Below are 18145 nucleotides of genomic sequence, written 5' to 3'. Positions count from 1 at the left end.
CTATTTCTGTGCGCCTCCGGCGGTCACCGCGGTGGACTCCCGGGCCGGGCCGACCGATTTCGCGGTCCGGGCGAAATCGACCACCTGGGCGGCGACCTGGGAAAGCTGTCCGAGTACACCGGGGTCGGGGGCCAGCTCGTCGTCGTCGGCGCGCTTGCCGCCTTCGAGGGGGGTCGCCGCCCCGTTCACGGCGACGCCGAGGGGGGTGGGCCAGCCGCGCAGGGCGTGGACGGTGGCGCGCAGGGTGTGCAGGGTGCCGACGGCCGCCTGCCAGCCATGGGCGACGGTGATGCATCCGACCGGCATGCCGTCCAGGTAGGGGCGGTCGTCGTGGCGCAGTGCCTCCAGATGGTCCAGGGCGTTCTTGACCAGCCCGGAGATGGTGCCGTGGTAGCCCGGCGAGCACAGCAGCAGGGCGTCCGCGGAGCGGACCCGGGCCAACAGCCGGCGGGCCTCGGCGGACCGTGCGGCGGACCCCGGTTCGTACATGGGCAGCACCAGGTCGCGGCCGGTGAGCAACGAGACGGTGGCGCCGCGGAGTTCGGCCATGGCCGCGGTGCGGGCCAGGGCGAGTCCGGAGGACGACCGCGGTCGGATGGAGCCGCCGAGGGCCAGGACGCGGACCGGTGGCGGACTCGGGAAGGTATCGGGCCTCGTGGGAGTGTCGTTGTCCATGGTCGTCTCAGGCCAGGAACTCGAGAGTGCGACGTGAAACCCGTTCCCTCTGTTCCACGTGCGGATAGTGGCCCGCGGCGGGCACGATCTCGCAGGTGGCGGAGGGCAGTCGGCGGGCGAAGTCCTCGGCGTACACGGGCGGGACCAGGCCGTCGTCGGCTCCCCATATCAGGAGCGTGTCGGCGGTGATGCGGCGCAGCCGCTTCACCAGGCCCCGTTCGGGGATGGGATAGCTGAAGTGGGCGGTGCTGGCCACGGCCCCGAAGCGGCGGAGCAGCCGCGCGTGCGACTCCTCGACGTCCTCGGGTACGGCCCGGAAGGCTGCCACCGCCGATTCCGTCCGGTCGTGCCAGAGTTGGCTGTCCAGGGTCTCGGGCGCGACGGTGACGAACTCGTTGACGGGGGCGTCGTCTCGCCACAGGCCCATGGCGCCGATCAGCACCAGTCGCCGGACCCGCGCCGGGTAGGCCGCCGCGTACTCGGCGGCCACCATGCCACCGTAGGAATGGCCGACCAGGTCGACGGTGCCGAGGCCGAGCCGGTCGAACAGCTCGTCGTAGTAGAGGACGAGGTCCCAGAGGTGGTCCAGCAGACGCAGGTCGGCGGGGTCGTCGGCGCCGGGGTTGGCGGGGGCGTACACACGGCGGCGCGCGGCCAGGTCGTCCAGGTAGCCGGACCATTCCTGGCCGAACGGCCCGTGCAGGTACACCAGGGGGCTGCCGTCGCCGTGCGCCATCACGGGGTTGGGGGCGAGTCCGCCGCCGAGTTCGAGGAGGGTCGTGGTCGCCTGGTTCATCGGACCGCGCCTCCCGCCGGGCTGCCTTCCATCGGTGCGGTGTTGCGGGTCGCGCCGCTGGGCCACCAGTGGTCCTCGTACGGGGTGTCCCGCCAGATGCGCTGGATGCGGGGCATGACCTTCTCGGCGAACAGTTTGGTGCTGTGCTTGGTCAGGTCGGTGGGCATCGACTGGATCTGCATGATGGTGATCAGATGGCCGATCCGCAGCCCCTTGATCATCTCCGTGAGGCGGTGCGCGACCGTGTCGGGGCTGCCGGCGATGACCGCGCCCTGCTTCTCGACGATGCTGTCCCAGGTGGGCCGGGCATCGACGGGTGCCGCCCCGAACGTGCTGGCCGCGCCGGTCTTCTGGAGCATCTTCTCCACGCTCTCACGGGACATGTAGCCCGGGACGCGGGAGAAGTGCGGCGCGATGTACATCGACTTGTTGAAGAAGTTCAGGACGTGCTTCTCGTAGAGCCGGCGGGCCTCGGCGTCGGTGTCGGCCACGCAGACGAGCTGGGCGAACCCCGCCCGGTAGGGGTTGTCGTCGAGGCCGTGGTGCTCGGCTGTGAGCCAGAAGCTCTGCATCAGCGCGCGGGCCATCTGGTAGCCGGCGAAACTCAGGTAGTTGAAGGTGTAGTTGTTCTGCGCCGCGAAGTGATAGGTCTCCAGGGAGCCGCCGCCGGCCATCCAGATCGGGGGATGCGGCCGCTGAAGGGGCTTGGGCCACGGATTGACGTGGCGGAGCTTGGTGTACTTGCCGTTGAAGGGGAACGGACCGGGCCTGGTCCAGGCGGCCTTGATCAGGTCGTGCGCCTCGTAGTAGCGGGGGCGCACCTCGTCCGGTGGGATCCCGAAGTTGCCGACGGTGTCCATCGACGTGCCCACCGGCCAGCCCGTGATCAGCCGTCCGCCGCTCATGCAGTCGAGCATCGCCAGTTCCTCGGCGGCCCGCAGCGGGTGGTAGGTCGGCAGCGTGGTCCCCAGCAGACAGATCGCCGCGTCCGACTTCCGGCGCGCCAGGACGGAGGCGGTCATATGAGGGGAGACCGGAAACCCGTATCCGTTCTGATGGTGTTCGTTGGTGCCGATTCCATCGAATCCCAGATCGTCCGCGTACTCCAGCTCGTCGAGATTCCAGTTCAGATATCGACCAGCGGTCTCCGGGTCGCACAACTCGTCGTTCGGCGCGGTCACCCAGACGCTTTCATAGCGGTCCTGTAAATCGTCCGGAAGATCGCGGTACCCCTGCATGTGAAACCAAATGACCCTCATGAGCCCCTCTTTCTTCCCGTCTCAGGATAGGGAGACGGCCCTCCGGTGCGTACCCCTATTCGCCCCTTACCAGGTCAGTCGGACAAGCCTGCTGTAGCGGCGGAGTCCGGGGTGCAGATACATCACGCCGGAGATGAGGATCGACAGCGGCGGCATCCGGAGAATGTGCCGGGAGCCGACGAGGTACCACTCCCGGTCGTACGTCAGTCCGGGCGCCCACTGCTCGAAAGTGCGAGCGTCGTCGATACCCCAGGTGGGTCCGGTGCCGACGGCCTGGAATGTGGGGTGCTTCCGCATGGTCTGCACGGCGAGGGGGGTGTACGCGTCGAACAGGAGGCAGCCGTGCGGGTAGCGTGCGACGACTCCCGCGACGAGGGCACGCATCGACTGCTCGTCGAGGAACATCGTCAGCGCCTCGGCGACCACGAGAACCGACGGGCGCTCCGGCAGGCACTCCTGCCAGTCCGGGTCGGTGACGGAGCGGGCCAGCCACTGGTGGCCGGGTAGGGGGTCGAACAGCCGCCGGCACAGCTCGACCGTCTCGGGCAGGTCGACGTCGTACCAGTCACGGCCGATCGCCGCGGGCAGCCGCTCCACCCGCCGGTCCAGCCCACACCCCAGGTGCAGGACGTCGGCTTCCGGATGCCCGTCGAGGAACTCCTGGCTCCAGCGGTCAAGTTGGGCCGCGCGCGCCACGGTGGCGACCGCGTCGTCGCGCCGCAGCTTCAGGCTGCGGAAGTCGTGGTCGATACGACGGACGGTGGCGGCGGCGCCCCGGTCGCCCAGTACGGGTCGCTTGACCACGCTGTCGAGGGCCTTGGCGTAGAGCGAGACCAGTGAGGTGAGTTGCAGTGGGGGGAGGTCGACCTTCTCGCGGCCGGTCGTGTCAGTCATCACGGTCCTTCCTGTGCTCGGGTGCGTCGGTCGGGCGCCGGTCGGTCCTGCCCGAGAAGGCACGGATCTCCGTGATGGTCCCGGCCGGGCCGACCCGGAAGAGACCGAGCGCGTCGACGACCTCCGCGGTCGTGGACACCGTGTACGGCACGGCCACCTGTTCCTCGTCATGGGAAGCCACGAGAGTGCCGGGGGTCAGCCGGGCCCCCCGGGCCACCTGCTCGCTCACATACGCCTCGCGGGCGGTGGCCCCCTCGTGGGCCGGGTGGCCCACCGGGTCCTCGATTCGGGCGTTGTCCGCGAACAGGGCGAGCACTCCGGGCACATCGCCGGCGTCGAGACGACGGAAGTACTCGTCGACCACCTGCTTGCGACGCAGTTCTGCCTTCACCGGTTCGGTCTCCATGGCTCCCTCGTCAGCCGGTTCCCAGTTGTCGGTCGATCAGGTCGAACATCTCGTCGTCGCTCACCGCGTCCAGGTCGGTGGTGCCGAGTCCGCCGTCCGCTTCGTCACCGGCACGGGCCTTCCACAGCAGCGCCTCCATGCGGCGCAGAACGCGGTCACGGGTCCCGGCGCCCAGCGCGTCACCGCTCAGGGCCCGCTCCAACCGGTCCAGTTCGGCCTGGCCGGGCTCTTCGGCCCCGGCCCCCGGGCCGGTGCTCCGGGCCAGCTGCTCGTCCAGGTACGCGGCCAGGTCGCCCATGGTGGGATACGTGAACACCAGAGCGGACGGCAGACTCAGTCCGGTCTCTGCGCTCAGCCGGTTGCGCAGCCGCACCCCGCTGAGTGAGTCGAACCCCAGGTCGCTGAAGGGCCGTCGCGGGTCCAGGGCGTCGGCCTCCTCATGTCCGAGGACGCCGGCCACCTGCTCCCGCACCAGCTGCAGGAACAGACCTCGCCGGGCATCGGCGGACACCCCGTCGAGCCGCCGCGCCCACCGCGGGGCGCCCTGCGCGGAGGCGGCGCCGACCCGTCGGCGTGCGGCCCCGCCGAACAGGCCGCGCAGTACCGGCGGAAGCGGCTCCTCCGCGGCTCTGGCCCGGATGGCCGTGGCGTCGAACCGCACCGGTATCAACAGCGCCTCGGCCTGTGCGAGGGCGGCGTCGAAGGCCTCCAGCGCGGCATCGACCGGCCAGGGCAGCAGCCCCGAACGTTCACGGGTCACCGGGTCGGTGGCGGCGCCGATCCCCTCCGTTTCGGCCTCGTCCGGCGACCAGGGTCCCCAGGCGAGCGCGCAGGTCGACAATCCGTGCGCCAGCCGGTGTGCGGCCAGCCCGTCCAGGAAGGCGTTGGCGGCCGCGTAGTTGGTCTGCCCGGCGGGTCCGAGCTGGGCCGCGAGGGAGGAGAACAGCACCAGGGGCGCCGCGTCCGGCTCGTCCAGGAGCCGGTGCAGATGGAGGGCGCCGCGCACCTTGGGGTCGAGTACGCGGTCCAGGCGCTCGGGTGTGAGGGACGCGAGGGTGGCGTCGTCGAGCGTTCCGGCGAGGTGCAGCACGGCGCCGAGCGGACGGTCGGCGGGGACGGCGGCGAGCGCGGCGGCGAGTTGTTCCCGCTCCGTCACATCGCAGGCGATCACGGTCGTCTCCGCGCCCAGCTCCGCCAGTTCGGCGCGGAGGGCGGCGGCGCCCGGGGCCCGCGGTCCGCGCCTGCTCAGCAGGATCAGCTGGCGCGCTCCGTAGCGCGTGACCATGTGGCGGGCGAGGACCGGGCCCAGCGCACCGGTGCCGCCGGTGATGACGACGGTCCCGTCGGCGACGCGATCGGCCAGGCTCCGCGTCCGGTCGGACGTGGCGGGCGTGCCGGGCAGTCGCGTCAGACGCGGCACCAGTGCTCTGCCCCGGCGCAACGCGACCTGGTTCTCGTCCGCCTCGACGGCGGCGGCCACCGCCGCCTCCAACGCGTTCCGCGACTCATCCGTACCGTCCACGTCGACGAGCAGCAGGCGTCCGGGGTACTCGGCCTGCGCGGACCTGATCAGCCCCCAGACAGGTGCCGCGGCCAGGGAGGGCGCGTCGCCCGGTGCGGCGGCCACCGCGCGCTCGGTGACCAGCACCAGACGCGATCCGTCGAAACGCCGGTCCGCCAGCCGGCGTTGCAGGCTGGTGAGCACGTCGGCCGTGGTGCGCCCGACGACATCGGCCGGTTCGTCCCCGTCCGCCGTCCTGACCGGCAGCACGACCAGGCCGGGAACGGTCTCGGCGTCCGTGACCGTGTCGCCGAGCTCGCCCCGGTCCTCCTCCGCCACGCTCCCCGTCGCCGCGGGCAGCTGACGCCACTCCACACGGTGCAGCACGCTGCCCGCCGCCTCGGCCGGCCGGGCCGCCGTGACCGGCTTCCACTCCACGGCCTCGGCGGCGGCCACCGGGGCACCCGTTGCATCGGCGAGCAGCAGGGACATGGTCTGGGGGCCGCCGTGCACGGCCTGTACCCGAACCTCGGTGGCGCCGTCGGCGAACAAGGTCACCCCGCGCCAGACGTGCGGCTCCCAGGTCTGGCCGTCGGCCTCCTCCAGCAGGCTGCGGCTTTCCGCCAGGGCGGCGTCGAGGAGCAGCGGATGCAGCCCGTAGCCGTCGGCCCGGGTGCGTTGTCCGTCGTCGAGAGCGGCTTCGGAATACACGGTCGTCCCCTCCCGCCACGCGGCGGGCGGCCACGGGGTCAGGCCGGCGGGGCTCGCCCCGGGGACCGGGCCGAGCCGTCCGGTGGCCCGCCGTGTCCAGGTGTCGCCCAGGGCGTCGGGGCCGGAGTGCACGGTCAGCGGCCGTCGGCCCTGGTCGTCCGGTGCCCCCACCCAGACCTGGCAGGTGACCGCGGTGCCCGTGGACGCCGGCGCCGCGTCGACGGTCAGCTCGTCCAGCCGTGGGCAGCCCGTCTCCTGGCCTGCGCGCAGGGCCAGTTCGACGAGGCTCGTACCCGTCAGCAGGCTCTCGTCCGGCAGCCGGGAGACGAACAGGTGCTGCTCGCCGTGCGCCACCCGCGTGCCGGCCGCCAGCAGAGGGTGGTCGGTCTCGGCGAGTCCGGCGGCCGCGACGTCCGCGGACCCACGGTCGTGGTCCGGCAGCCAGTAGCGCCTGCGCTGGAAGGCGTAGGTGGGCAGGTCGACGACGGTGGCCTCGGTGCCCGCGAACAGGGCCGTCCAGTCGATCGGCACGCCGCGCACATAGGCCTCGGCCAGGGCGGTGACGAGGCGCGGCAGACCGCCGTCGGACCGGTGCAGCGTACTGATCACGGCGGCCTCGACGCCCTGGTCCGCGGCGGTCTCCTCGACGCCGGGGGCGAGCACCGGATGCGGCGAGCACTCGATGAACACCCGGTGCCCCTGCCCCAGTACGGCACCCACGGTGTCGTGGAAGCGGACGCGGCCCCGCAGGTTGTCCACCCAGTACCGGGGGTTCAGGCCGGCCGGGTCGTGAGTCCCCCCGGTGACGCAGGAGAAGAAGGGCAAGGGACCCGGACGCGGCGCGATCCCGTCCAGGGCCCGCAGAATGTCGTCGCCGATGCCGTCGACCTGCGCGGAGTGGGAGGCGTAGTCGACCGGGATCCGCCGGGCCTGCGGTACCCGGGCGATCAGATCGTCGATCTCCTGAGTGCCTCCGGAGACGACGGTCGCGGAAGGACCGTTGACGGCCGCGATCGACAGGTCGGTGTCCGCGATCAGTTCCTTGACGTGCTCCGCGGCGAACGGCAGGGAGGCCATGCCGCCCCCGCCCGACAGGGCCAGCAGCTCCCTGCTGCGCAGTGCGACCACCCGTGCGCCGTCCTCCAGCGTGAGCGCCCCGGCCGTGACGGCTGCGGCGATCTCGCCCTGGGAGTGACCGAGGACGGCGGCGGGCACCGCTCCGAAGGAACGCCACAATCCGGCCAGCGAGACCATGACGGCCCACAGCACCGGCTGCACCACGTCGACCCGTTCCAGGCCGTTGCCGTCCGGATCGGCCAGGACGTCGCCGAGCGACCAGGTGACGTACGGTGCCAGCGCCTCCTCGCACTGCCTCATCCGCTCCGCGAAGACCGGGGAGTGGGCCATCAGCTCGGTGGCCATGCCGACCCACTGCGAGCCTTGGCCGGGAAAGACCATCACCACACCGCTGACGAACCGGGTGACACCGGTGACGACGTTGCCGGCGGGCCTTCCCTCGGCGAGGGCGGTGAGTCCGTCGAGCGCCGTGGCGCGATCATCGGCGATCACGACACCCCGGTGGGCCCGCGCCGACCGGGTCGAGGCCGTGGAGAACGCGCAGTCCGCGAGCGGCAGTTCGGGGTGGGCCGTCAGGTGATCGCGCAACCGCGCGGCCTGGGCGCGCAGCGCGTCCGGGCCGGCACCGGACAGCACGATCGGCACGGGTGCGAGGGCAGGACCACCGGCGGACTCCGTGGACACCGAGTCCCGCACGGGGGCCACCGGTTCGTTCTCCGGCCACCCCGTGTCCTCGGTCCGCGGCGCTTCCTCCAGGATCACGTGGGCGTTCGTGCCGCTGATCCCGAAGGCCGACACCCCGGCCCGCCGTGTCCGGTCGCCGCGTGTCCAGGGCCGGGCCTCGCGCAGCAGCTCCACGCCGCCGACGGACCAGTCCACGCGCGGTGAGGGCTCCTGAGCGTGCAGGGTCCTCGGCAGCAGTTCGCGGCGGAGCGCCATGACCGTCTTGATCACACCGGCGACGCCCGCCGCGGACCCGGTGTGCCCGATGTTCGACTTGACCGACCCCAGCCACAGCGGTCGGTCGGAGCCCCGCCCGCGGCCGTAGGCGGCCAGCAGGGCCTGAGCCTCGATCGGGTCGCCCAGGGTGGTGCCGGTGCCGTGGGCCTCGACGGCGTCGACGTCGGCCGGGGCGAGCCGCGCCGACGCCAGTGCCTGCTCGATGACCCGCTCCTGGGCGGGGCCGTTGGGGGCGGTCAGCCCGTTGGAGGCGCCGTCCTGGTTGACGGCCGAGCCCCGTACCACGGCCAGTACCGGACGTCCGCCGCGACGGGCGTCGGACAGCCGCTCCAGGAGCAGTACGCCGACGCCCTCGGAGGGTCCGAAGCCGTCCGCGCCCGCCCCGAACGCCTTGCACCGGCCGTCGGCGGCGAGGACGCGCTGCCGGCTGAACTCGACGAACCCGGTGATGCCGCACATCAGGGTGACCCCGGCCGCGAGCGCCATCGCGCACTCGCCGTTGCGCAGGGCCTGGCAGGCCAGGTGCAGGGCGACCAGCGACGACGAGCACGCCGTGTCGAGCGAGACGGCCGGGCCCTCCAGACCGAAGAAGTAGGCGATGCGGCCGGACATGATGCTGGCCATCTGGCCGGTGCCCATGTGGCCTTCCATCCCGTCGGGGAGCCGACGCACGTCGGTGGCGTAGTCGCCGTTGTTGAAGCCGACGAACGTGCCGACCGACGCACCGCGCAGGGACAGGGGCGGGATCCTCGCCCCTTCGATGGCCTCCCAGGAAGTCTCCAGCAGCAACCGCTGCTGCGGATCCATGGCCAGCGCCTCGCGCGGTGAAACCCCGAACGCCTCGGCATCGAACTCGGCCGCCTCGTGCAGGAACCCGGCCTGTCGTACGTACGTCCGGCCGGGCCGGTCCGGGTCCGGGTCGTAGGTACCGGCCACGTCCCAGCCGCGGTTGTCGGGGAAGTCGGAGATGGCGTCGCCACCCGCCGCCACCAGCTCCCACAGTTCCTCCGGAGAGTGCACCCCACCGGGGAAGCGACAGGCCATCCCTGTGATCGCGACGGGTTCCGTGGACTTCTCCTCGACCTGGCGCAACCGTTGCTGGGTCTGGCGCAGCTCGGTCGTCGCGCGTCGGAGGTACGTCAGCAGCTTCTCTTCGTCGTGCGTCATCGGCCCGTTTCCCCTCACGCCCCGAGCTCACGGTCGATCATGTCGAACAGGTCTTCCGCCGACGCCTCGCCGAGATCGACGTCGCCGGACGCGGTGGCCGCCGCCCCGTCCCCACCCAGCCGCCACAGCAGCGTCTGCAACCGGCGAACCGTCTGGGACGGCACCTGCGCGCCCGACGGCAAGGCGGCCACGGCCTCCTCCAGCCGGTCCAGTTCACCGAGGACCGTCCGGTCCGGCCCCTCCTCCCCCGGCGACGGCGGCAGTGCGGCACACAGCAGATCCACGACGGCCGACGGGGTCGGGTGGTCGAAGATCAGCGACGCCGGCAGGCGCAGTCCGATGGCGGTCTGGAGCCGGTTGCGCAGTTCGACGGCCGTCAGCGATTCGAATCCGAGATCCTTGAAGGGCCGTCCGGGTTCGATCTCGTCAGGGGAGGCGTGCCCGAGCACGGCGGCCGCCTCGGCCGCCACCAACGCGGAAAGCACCGTGTCCCGTTCGGCGGTGGAGGCACGGGCCAACCGCTCGGCGAGTTCCGTTCCTCCTTCGCTCTCGGGCTCCTCGGTCTGCGACAACCGGCGGATCTCCGGGAGTTCGCCGATCAGCGGGCTGGGGCGGCCGGAGGTGAAGCCCATGCCGAACCGCTCCCAGTCCATGGCGGCGACGGCCACGAAGGCATCGTCGTGCTCGACCGCCGCGGCCATCGCAGTGATCGCCAGGTCGGGGTCCATCTCCAACACCCCACGGCGGTTGAGGTATTCGGCATACCCGTCATCGGCCAGCAGACCGCCCGCCCCCCAGTTGCCCCAGGCCACGGAGGTGCAGGTCAGTCCGCGGGCCCGGCGCTGCTCGGCGAACGCGTCCAGGTAGGCGTTGGCGGCCGCGTACGCGCCGTGTCGGCCGCTGCCCCAGACCCCGGAGTTGGAGGAGAACAGCACGAAGGCGTCGAGCGGACGGTCACCCAGCGCCATGTCCAGTGCCTCGACTCCGGCCGCCTTGCCCGCCATGATCCCGGCGAACTCCGGGAGACCGGTCTCCTCGACCGTCGTGGACTGGCCGACACCCGCCGCGTGAACCACCGCGGTCAACGGCTGCTCGGCCGGTACGGCGGCCAGCATGGCCTCCACGGCCTTCCTGTCCGTGACATCGCATGCGGCAGCCGTGACCGGCACGCCCAACTCCGCCAGCTCCGCCGTCAGCTCCCCCACTCCGGGAGACTGTTCACCGCGGCGCCCGGCGAGCAGCACGTGCCCGGCGCCGTGGTGCGCGAACCAACGGGCCAACCGCATCCCGATCGCGCCCGCTCCGCCGGTGATCAGAACCGTGCCGCCCGGTCGCCACGCCCGTACGGGGGAGCGTTCCCCGAGCGGCGCCGGCACCAGCCTCCGGCCGAACACCCCGGCCGACCGGATCGCCACCTGGTCCTCGCCCCCACCCCCCGCCAGCACGGCGCACAGCTTCTCCAGCGCGTCACTGTCGGCATCGTCGGCCAGGTCCACGAGGCCGCCCCACGCCCGGGGCCGCTCCAGTGCGACGACGCGCCCGAACCCCCACAGCGCGGCCTGGTCAGGCCGTGCGGGCCCGTCGGCGTCCCCTGTCGACACGGCCCCCCGGGTCACGCACCACACAGGTGCCCCGGCGCCGAGATCGCCGAGCGCCTGGACGAGTGCGACCGTCGCCGCCAGCCCCGTCCTCAACCAGGCCCGCCCCGCCCAGGGCAGGTCATCCGCCGCGAGCAGCGAGAGGACGCCCGTCGCGCTCTCCACGCCCGCCTCGCGCAGCCGCCCGGCCAGCGCCTCACGGTCCACGTCGGCCGACGACACGACGAGCCGCCGGACTTCGGCACCCCAGGCCATGAGTGCCCGCTCCACGTCGTCGCCGACGTCAGCCCGGGGCACTGCCAGCAGCCAGGTGCCGGACAGGACGGGCCCGGCCCCGGCTCCTGGGCCGAGTTCCAGGGGGCGCCACTGGACCCGGTAGCGCCAGCTGTCCACCGTGGCCAGCTCGCGCCGCTGCCGCCGCCAGGTCGACAGCGTCGGCAGGACATCCGCCATCCCGTTCACCGACGGCACACCCAACAGGTCGGCGAGCCCCTGCGAGTCCAGGCGCTCCACCGCCTCCCAGAACCGGCTCTCGTCCTTGTCCGGGGCGTCGGGCCCCTGCGCCGCGACCGGTTCGAGCCAGTAGCGGCGGTGCTGGAAGGCGTAGGTGGGCAGCTCGGCCCGGCGTACGCCACTGCCCGTGAACGCCGACGGCCAGTCGACCGGAACGCCCCGCACATGGACTTCGGCGAGCGAGGTCAGCAGGCGCGCCATGCCGCCGTCGTCGCGGCGCAGGGTCCCGGCGGCCAGGGCGTCGACCCCCACGGCTTCGGCCGTCTCCATCACGCCCATCGAGAGGATGGGGTGCGGGCCGGCCTCGACGAACACCTGATGACCGGCGGCGAGCGCGGTGGCCACGGCGTCACGGAAGCGCACCGTCCGGCGCAGGTTGGTCACCCAGTACTCCGCATCCAGACCGACCGTGTCCAGCACCTCGCCCGTCACACTGGAGATGAACGGGACCTCACCGGTGCGGGGGGCGACGCCGTCCAGGGCATCACGGATGTCGTCGGCGATCCGGTCCACATGCGAGGAATGCGAGGCATAGTCGACGGGGATGCGTCGCGCCTGCGGTACGCGGGCCAGCAGCTCTTCCAACGCGGCCACGTCACCTGAGACGACCGTCGACGACGGCCCGTTGACGGCCGCCACCGACAACCCCAGCCCAGCAGCAAGCTCCGACACCTCCTCCACCGCGAGCGGCAGCGACACCATCCCGCCCGAACCCGCCAACTCGCGCAACGCACGACTGCGCAACGCCACCACCCGCGCCCCGTCCTCCAACGACAGGCCACCGGCCACCACCGCAGCCGCGATCTCCCCCTGCGAATGCCCCACCACCGCGGACGGCCGCACCCCGAACGACTCCCACACCCCCGCCAGCGACACCATCACCGCCCACAACGCCGGCTGCACCACATCCACCCGATCCAGATCACCGGCCAGCACCTCACGCAACGACCAGTCCACCAACGGGGCCAGCGCCGCCTCACACTCCGCCATCCGCTCACCGAACACCGGCAACGCATCCCACAGCCCCAACCCCATCCCCGCCCACTGCGCCCCCTGCCCCGGAAACACCAACACGGTGCTGCCGCGGAGGTCGGCGCGACCTTGGACGAGATTCGGGGCGGAGACGCCGTCGATCAACGCGGCGAGCGTGTTGGCCAGTTCGGCCTTCCGCGCGCCGATCACGACGGCGCGGTGATCGAGCGGGGTCCGTGCGGAGGCGAGGGTGAGCCCGGTGTCCGCGGCGTCGGGGGCACTGTCGTGAGCGAGGTGTGCAGCCAGTCGCCCGGCCTGTGCGCGCAGCGCGTCCGCGGACTTTCCGTAGAGCGCCCAGGGGACGGCACCGGTCGGCCGGTCCTGCGCCGAGGGCGACTCCTCGGGCTCGGCCGTCTCGGACGGCGCTTCTTCAAGGATGACGTGGGCGTTGGTCCCGCTGATGCCGAACGACGACACGCCCGCCCGGCGCGGGCGGCCCTCGCTGCGCCACGGCACCGCTTCCGTGAGCAGGGACACCGCGCCGGACTCCCAGTCGACGTGCGGGGACGGCTCGTCCACGTGCAGGGTCCGGGGCAGCAGCTCGTTGCGCAGCGCCATCACCGTCTTGATCACGCCCGCGACGCCGGCGGCCGTCTGGGTGTGCCCGATGTTCGACTTGACCGACCCCAGCCACAGCGGACGGTCGGCGGGCCGGTCGGCACCGTAGGTCGCGAGCAGTGCCTGCGCCTCGATGGGGTCGCCGAGTTCGGTGCCCGTGCCGTGCGCCTCGACGGCGTCGACCTCGGCCGTGGTGAGCTTGGCGTCGGCCAGCGCGCGACGGATGACCCTCTGCTGCGAGGGCCCGTTGGGTGCGGTGAGGCCGTTGGAGGCCCCGTCCTGGTTGACGGCCGAACCGCGGATCACCGCGAGCACGGGGTGACCGTTGCGCACCGCGTCGGAGAGCCGCTCGATGACCAGGACTCCGGCCCCCTCCGCGAGGCCCAGGCCGTCGGCGGTGGAAGCGAACGCCTTGCAGCGGCCGTCGGTTGCCAGCGCCCTCTGACGGCTGAACTCCACGAACGGGTCGGGCAGGACCATCACGTGCGAACCGCCGGCGAGCGCGAGGGAGCTCTCGCCGTCCCGCAGCGAGCGCACGGCCAGGTGCAACGCGACCAGGGACGAGGAACAGGCGGTGTCCACCGTCACGGCCGGGCCCTCCAGGCCGAGCGTGTAGGAGACCCGGCCGGAGGTCACACTCGTCGACACACCTGTGACCAGGTATCCCTCGATCTCTTCGGGCACCGTGCGCGGGTCGGAGGCGTATCCGGAGGCAGCCACACCCGCGAAGACCCCGGTCTGGGTGCCCTTGAGCGAGAGCGGGGCGATACCGGCGCGCTCCAGGGCCTCCCAGGAGGTCTCCAGCAACAGCCGTTGCTGGGGGTCCATGGCCAGAGCCTCGCGGGGTGAGATTCCGAAGAGGCCTGCGTCGAAGCCCGCCGCGTCCTTGAGGAAGCCACCCGCGCGCACATAGCTGCGGTGCGGGCGTCCGGGGGTGGGGTCGTACAGGCCGTCGACATCCCAACCACGGTCCACGGGCAGGCCGGTGACCGCGTCGGTGCCGTCGGCCACCAGCCGCCACAGATCCTCAGGGGACTCCACGCCCCCCGGGTAGCGGCATGCCATGCCGATGATGGCAATGGGTTCGTCAGCGGGGGTGCGGGAGGAGAGGTCGCCGGGGGCGGTGGCATCGGCGCGCGCCCCCACCAGCTCGTCGAGCAGCCAACGGGCCAGGGCGGCCGGAGTGGGGTGGTCGAAAGCCGCCGTGGCGGGCAGCCTGAGACCGGTCGCCGTGCCCAGGCGGTTGCGCAGCTCGACGGCGATCAAGGAGTCGAATCCGAGTTCGCGGAAGGAGCGTTCCGGTTCGATCGCCTCCGGCGAGGTGTGTGTCAGCGCCTTGGCCGCGTGTTCGCAGACCAGGGTCAGCAGGGTGCGTTCCCGGTCGGGCGGGGCCATGGACAGCAGACGCTCGTGCAAGCCTGTGCCGTCGCTCGGGGCCACGGTGCGGTGCGCCACGGTTCGGACCAGTCCTCGGGCCACCGGGGGCAGTTCGCCGGCCTGCGCACGGGCACGGAGGGTGCCCAGGTCGAGCCGTACCGGTGCGAGCAGCGGCAGATCCGATTCCGCGGCGGCGTCGAGCAGCGCGAGCCCTTGGTCCGCGGTGACCGGGAGCATGCCGCTTCCCGTCAGACGGGTCATGCCGCTTCCGTCGAGTCCGCCGGTCATCTCGCTGGTGGGCGCCCACAGCCCCCACGCCAGGGACTGCGCGGCCAGACCACGGGTGCGCCGGTGGTGGGCCAAGTGGTCCAAGTAGGCGTTGGCGGCCGCGTAGTTGCCCTGCCCCGGGGTGCCGTAGATACCGGCGGCCGAGGAGAAGAGCACGAACGCGGTCAGGTCGAGGTCACGGGTGAGCTCGTGCAGGTTCCAGGCCGCCTCCACCTTCGGCCGCAGAACGGCCCGCAACCGCTCCGGAGTCAGAGCACTCACCACACCGTCATCGAGCACACCCGCCGCATGCACCACCCCACGCAACGGACGCTCAGCCGGAATCGCCGCCAGCACCGCGGCGAGTTCCTCCCGGTCGGCGGCATCACACCGCACAACCCGCACCACAGCGCCCAACTCGCCCAACTCATCGCATAGTTCGGCCGCTCCCGGGGCGTCCATCCCACGGCGGCTGCACAGCACCAGCGACCGCACCCCATGGGCCCGCACCAGATGCCGGGCCACCAGACCACCCAACGTGCCCGTACCGCCCGTGATCAGCACCGTCCCGTCCCCGCCCCAGCACGGCCGGGGCACGGTCAGCACCAGCTTCCCCACATGCCGGGCCTGACTCATGAACCGCAAGGCCTCTGCCGTGCGGCGGATGTCCCAGGTCCGTACGGGAAGCGGGTCGAGTTGACCCTCGGTGAGGAGGGTGGTGATGCGACGCAGCAGTGCGCCCAGTTGGTCGGGTCCTGCGTCGGCGAGGTCGAAGGCTTGGTAGTGGATGCCCGGGAACGCCTCCGCGTCCCGCACATCCGTCTTCCCCATCTCGACGAACCGACCACCCTCCACCACCAACGACGCCGACGCCTCCACGAACTCCCCCGCCAACGAGTTCAACACCACATCAACCCGCGGGAACCGCTCCACAAAACCCAGCGAACGCGACGAAGCAATATGAGCGTCATCCAGCCCCAACGACCGAAGCACACCCCACTTGCCCTCACTCGCCGTACCGAACACCTCCGCCCCCACCCACCGCGCCACCTGCACCGCCGCCTGCCCCACCCCACCACTGGCCGCATGCACCAACACCCGCTGACCAGCCCGCAAACCCCCCAACACCACCAACCCGTACCAAGCCGTCAAAAACGCAACCGGCACCGACGCCGCCCTCACAAACGACCACCCCACAGGAACACCGACCACCAACCGCCCATCCACCACCACCACATCACCGAACGCACCCGACACCAGACCCATCACACGATCACCCACACCCAGACCCGACACACCAGGCCCCACCTCGACCACCACACCCGCCGCCTCAGCGCCCATCGGACCGCCGCCGGGATACATGTCCAGGGAGAGCAACACGTCTCGGAAGTTGAGTCCGGCCGCCAGCACCTTGATGCGGACCTGCCCCTCAGCCAGGGGTTCGTCCACGGTTCCGGGTTCTTCACGTGTCGTACGGGGTGCCTTCTTCAGGCGTGGTACGAGGACGGCGCCGTCGCGCACGGCTGCCTGGGGTTCTCCCGCGGCGACGGCCGTCGCGAGGGCGACGTCCGGTGCGTCGGTGGAGTCGTCGATGTCGAGGAGGAAAAGCTGTCCCGGGTTCTCGGCCTGCGCCGAGCGCAGCAGTCCCCACACGGGTGCGCCGACCAGATCGTCGGCGGTGTCGCCGGGGCCGGTGGCGATGGCGGAACGCGTCACCACGGCGAGTCGCTCGTCCGCCCGCAGACTCTGCACGCGGCGCAGGACGTCAGCGAGCAGGGTGTGCACCGCGTCGATCGGATCGCCCTGTTCACGGGCGGACGCAAGGTCGAGCACCGTCAGGTTCGGCGCGGGCGCGACAGCCGCCTCGGCGGTCTGGAGGGGTACCCAGCCCAACGCGTGCAAGGCGTCGGAGAGGGACGTCGTCCCGGCGCGGCGCAGAGCGTCGCCCGGCACAGGGCGGGATGTCACCTTGGCGGCTGTGAGCACGGGACGTCCCTCGGGGTCCGCCGCCACCAGCGACACGGCATCGTCCCCCGCGCCGCGCACGCGGACGCGCAGGGCTGAGGTGCCGACCGCCGCCAAAGACACCTCGCTCCAGACGAACGGCAACCGGACTTCCTCGGTACCTCGCACGAGCCCGCTCTGCAGAGCGGCGTCGAGCAGGGCCGGATGCACGCAGTAGCCGGCCGCCTCGGCCTGTCGCTCGTCGGGGAGGGCCATGTCGGCGAAGACGTCGTCACCGCGGCGCCACGCCCGGCGCAGACCACGGAAGGCGGGTCCATAGCCGTACCCGGTCATCGCGGCGTTCTCGTAGAAGTCCGCCAGGTCCAGCGGCTCTGATCCGGTCGGCGGCCACTGCCGCCAGTCGATGACGTCGTCGGCGACGGCAGCCTGCGCCAAGGCGCCCTCGGCGTGCAGGGTCCAGTCGTCGTCCTCGGTGGCGGAGTGGAGAGTCACCCTTCGGTGCCCGTCCGGCTCGGGTTCCCCGACGCGTACCTGGATCACCGCCTCGCCCTGCTCGGGCAGTACAAGGGGCTCCCGCAGTGTCAGCTCCACCAGGCGGTCCAGGCCCACCTGTCGGCCCGCGCTGAACGCCAGGTCCACGACAGCCGCGGCGGGCAGCACCGGTGAGCCCTGGACCAGGTGGTCGGCGAGCCACGTCTGCGTGGCAGGGCGCAGCAGCCCTGAGAACACGACCTCGTCACTGCCGGCCAGCCGCACGGCGGCCGCGAGCAGAGGGTGGTCGGTCGAGCCGAGGCCGGTTGCCGTGAGGTCACCTGGCGCCGGCCCCGTTTCCAGCCAGAACCGTCGCCGCTGGAAGGCATAGGTCGGCAGGTCCACGGGCGCAGGGGGTTCCCCGGAGAAGAGGGACGCCCAGTGGACCGGCACACCGCGTACGAACGCGTCGGCCAGGGCAGTGAGGAGTCGGCGCGGTCCGCCCTCGCCCCTCCGCAACGTGCCCGTCACTGACACCGCCACGTCTCCCGCGGTGTCCTCGACGCCCACTGTCAGCACGGGGTGCGGGCTGATTTCGGTGAACACACGATCGCCCCGGTCCAGGGCCGTGAGGATCGCGTCCTGGAAACGCACCGTCCGGCGCAGGTTGGTCACCCAGTACTCCGCATCCAGACCGACCGTGTCCAGCACCTCGCCCGTCACACTGGAGATGAACGGGACCTCACCGGTACGGGGGGCGATGCCGTCCAGGGCATCACGGATCTCGTCGGCGATCCGGTCCACATGCGAGGAATGCGAGGCGTAGTCCACCGGGATCCGCCGCGCCTCCGGCACCCGGACAAGCAGCTCCTCCAACGCCGCCACATCACCCGACACCACCGTCGACGACGGCCCGTT

7 protein-coding genes are annotated in these 18145 nt (G+C 72.0%); all 7 read right to left on the bottom strand.

Translation table 11 applies throughout. From position 1 onward, the window contains the following. Entirely contained in the window at positions 1-675 is a 675-nt protein-coding gene (locus ACZ44S_RS38290; protein WP_466937971.1) for an NADPH-dependent FMN reductase, read from the bottom strand. A gap of 7 nt (positions 676-682) precedes the next feature. Continuing rightward, complete coding sequence (locus ACZ44S_RS38285) at positions 683-1471, bottom strand: alpha/beta fold hydrolase (protein ID WP_466937969.1); 789 nt, start codon at positions 1469-1471, stop codon at positions 683-685. Further along, positions 1468-2652, bottom strand: coding sequence for an LLM class flavin-dependent oxidoreductase (locus tag ACZ44S_RS38280; RefSeq protein ID WP_466937967.1), 1185 nt, complete (start codon positions 2650-2652; stop codon positions 1468-1470). The genes ACZ44S_RS38285 and ACZ44S_RS38280 overlap by 4 nt, the downstream gene beginning before the upstream one ends. A gap of 144 nt (positions 2653-2796) precedes the next feature. Then, a complete protein-coding gene (locus ACZ44S_RS38275; protein ID WP_466937965.1) occupies positions 2797-3624 on the bottom strand; it encodes a class I SAM-dependent methyltransferase in 828 nt (275 codons plus the stop codon). Further along, positions 3617-4030: a nuclear transport factor 2 family protein gene (locus ACZ44S_RS38270; protein WP_466937962.1), complete on the bottom strand. Its 414-nt coding sequence runs from the start codon at positions 4028-4030 to the stop codon at positions 3617-3619. Before ACZ44S_RS38270 ends, ACZ44S_RS38275 begins: the two co-directional genes overlap by 8 nt. A gap of 10 nt (positions 4031-4040) precedes the next feature. Further along, entirely contained in the window at positions 4041-9446 is a 5406-nt protein-coding gene (locus tag ACZ44S_RS38265; protein ID WP_466937960.1) for an SDR family NAD(P)-dependent oxidoreductase, read from the bottom strand. A 14-nt stretch (positions 9447-9460) separates the two neighbouring features. Next, positions 9461-18145, bottom strand: an 8685-nt coding sequence (locus ACZ44S_RS38260) for a type I polyketide synthase (protein ID WP_466937958.1), incomplete at its 5' end; no start/stop codon positions are given.

Source organism: Streptomyces malachitofuscus, assembly GCF_055571035.1.
This window is presented reverse-complemented; position numbering and strand designations above follow the sequence as displayed.

What these genes read in the sequence shown, in the direction of transcription:
- ACZ44S_RS38285 (WP_466937969.1), bottom strand. Translation starts at nt 1,471, where the DNA reads ATGAACCAGGCGACCACGACCCTCCTCGAACTCGGCGGCGGACTCGCC.
- ACZ44S_RS38265 (WP_466937960.1), bottom strand. Translation starts at nt 9,446, where the DNA reads ATGACGCACGACGAAGAGAAGCTGCTGACGTACCTCCGACGCGCGACG.
- ACZ44S_RS38270 (WP_466937962.1), bottom strand. Translation starts at nt 4,030, where the DNA reads ATGGAGACCGAACCGGTGAAGGCAGAACTGCGTCGCAAGCAGGTGGTC.
- ACZ44S_RS38275 (WP_466937965.1), bottom strand. Translation starts at nt 3,624, where the DNA reads ATGACTGACACGACCGGCCGCGAGAAGGTCGACCTCCCCCCACTGCAA.
- ACZ44S_RS38290 (WP_466937971.1), bottom strand. Translation starts at nt 675, where the DNA reads ATGGACAACGACACTCCCACGAGGCCCGATACCTTCCCGAGTCCGCCA.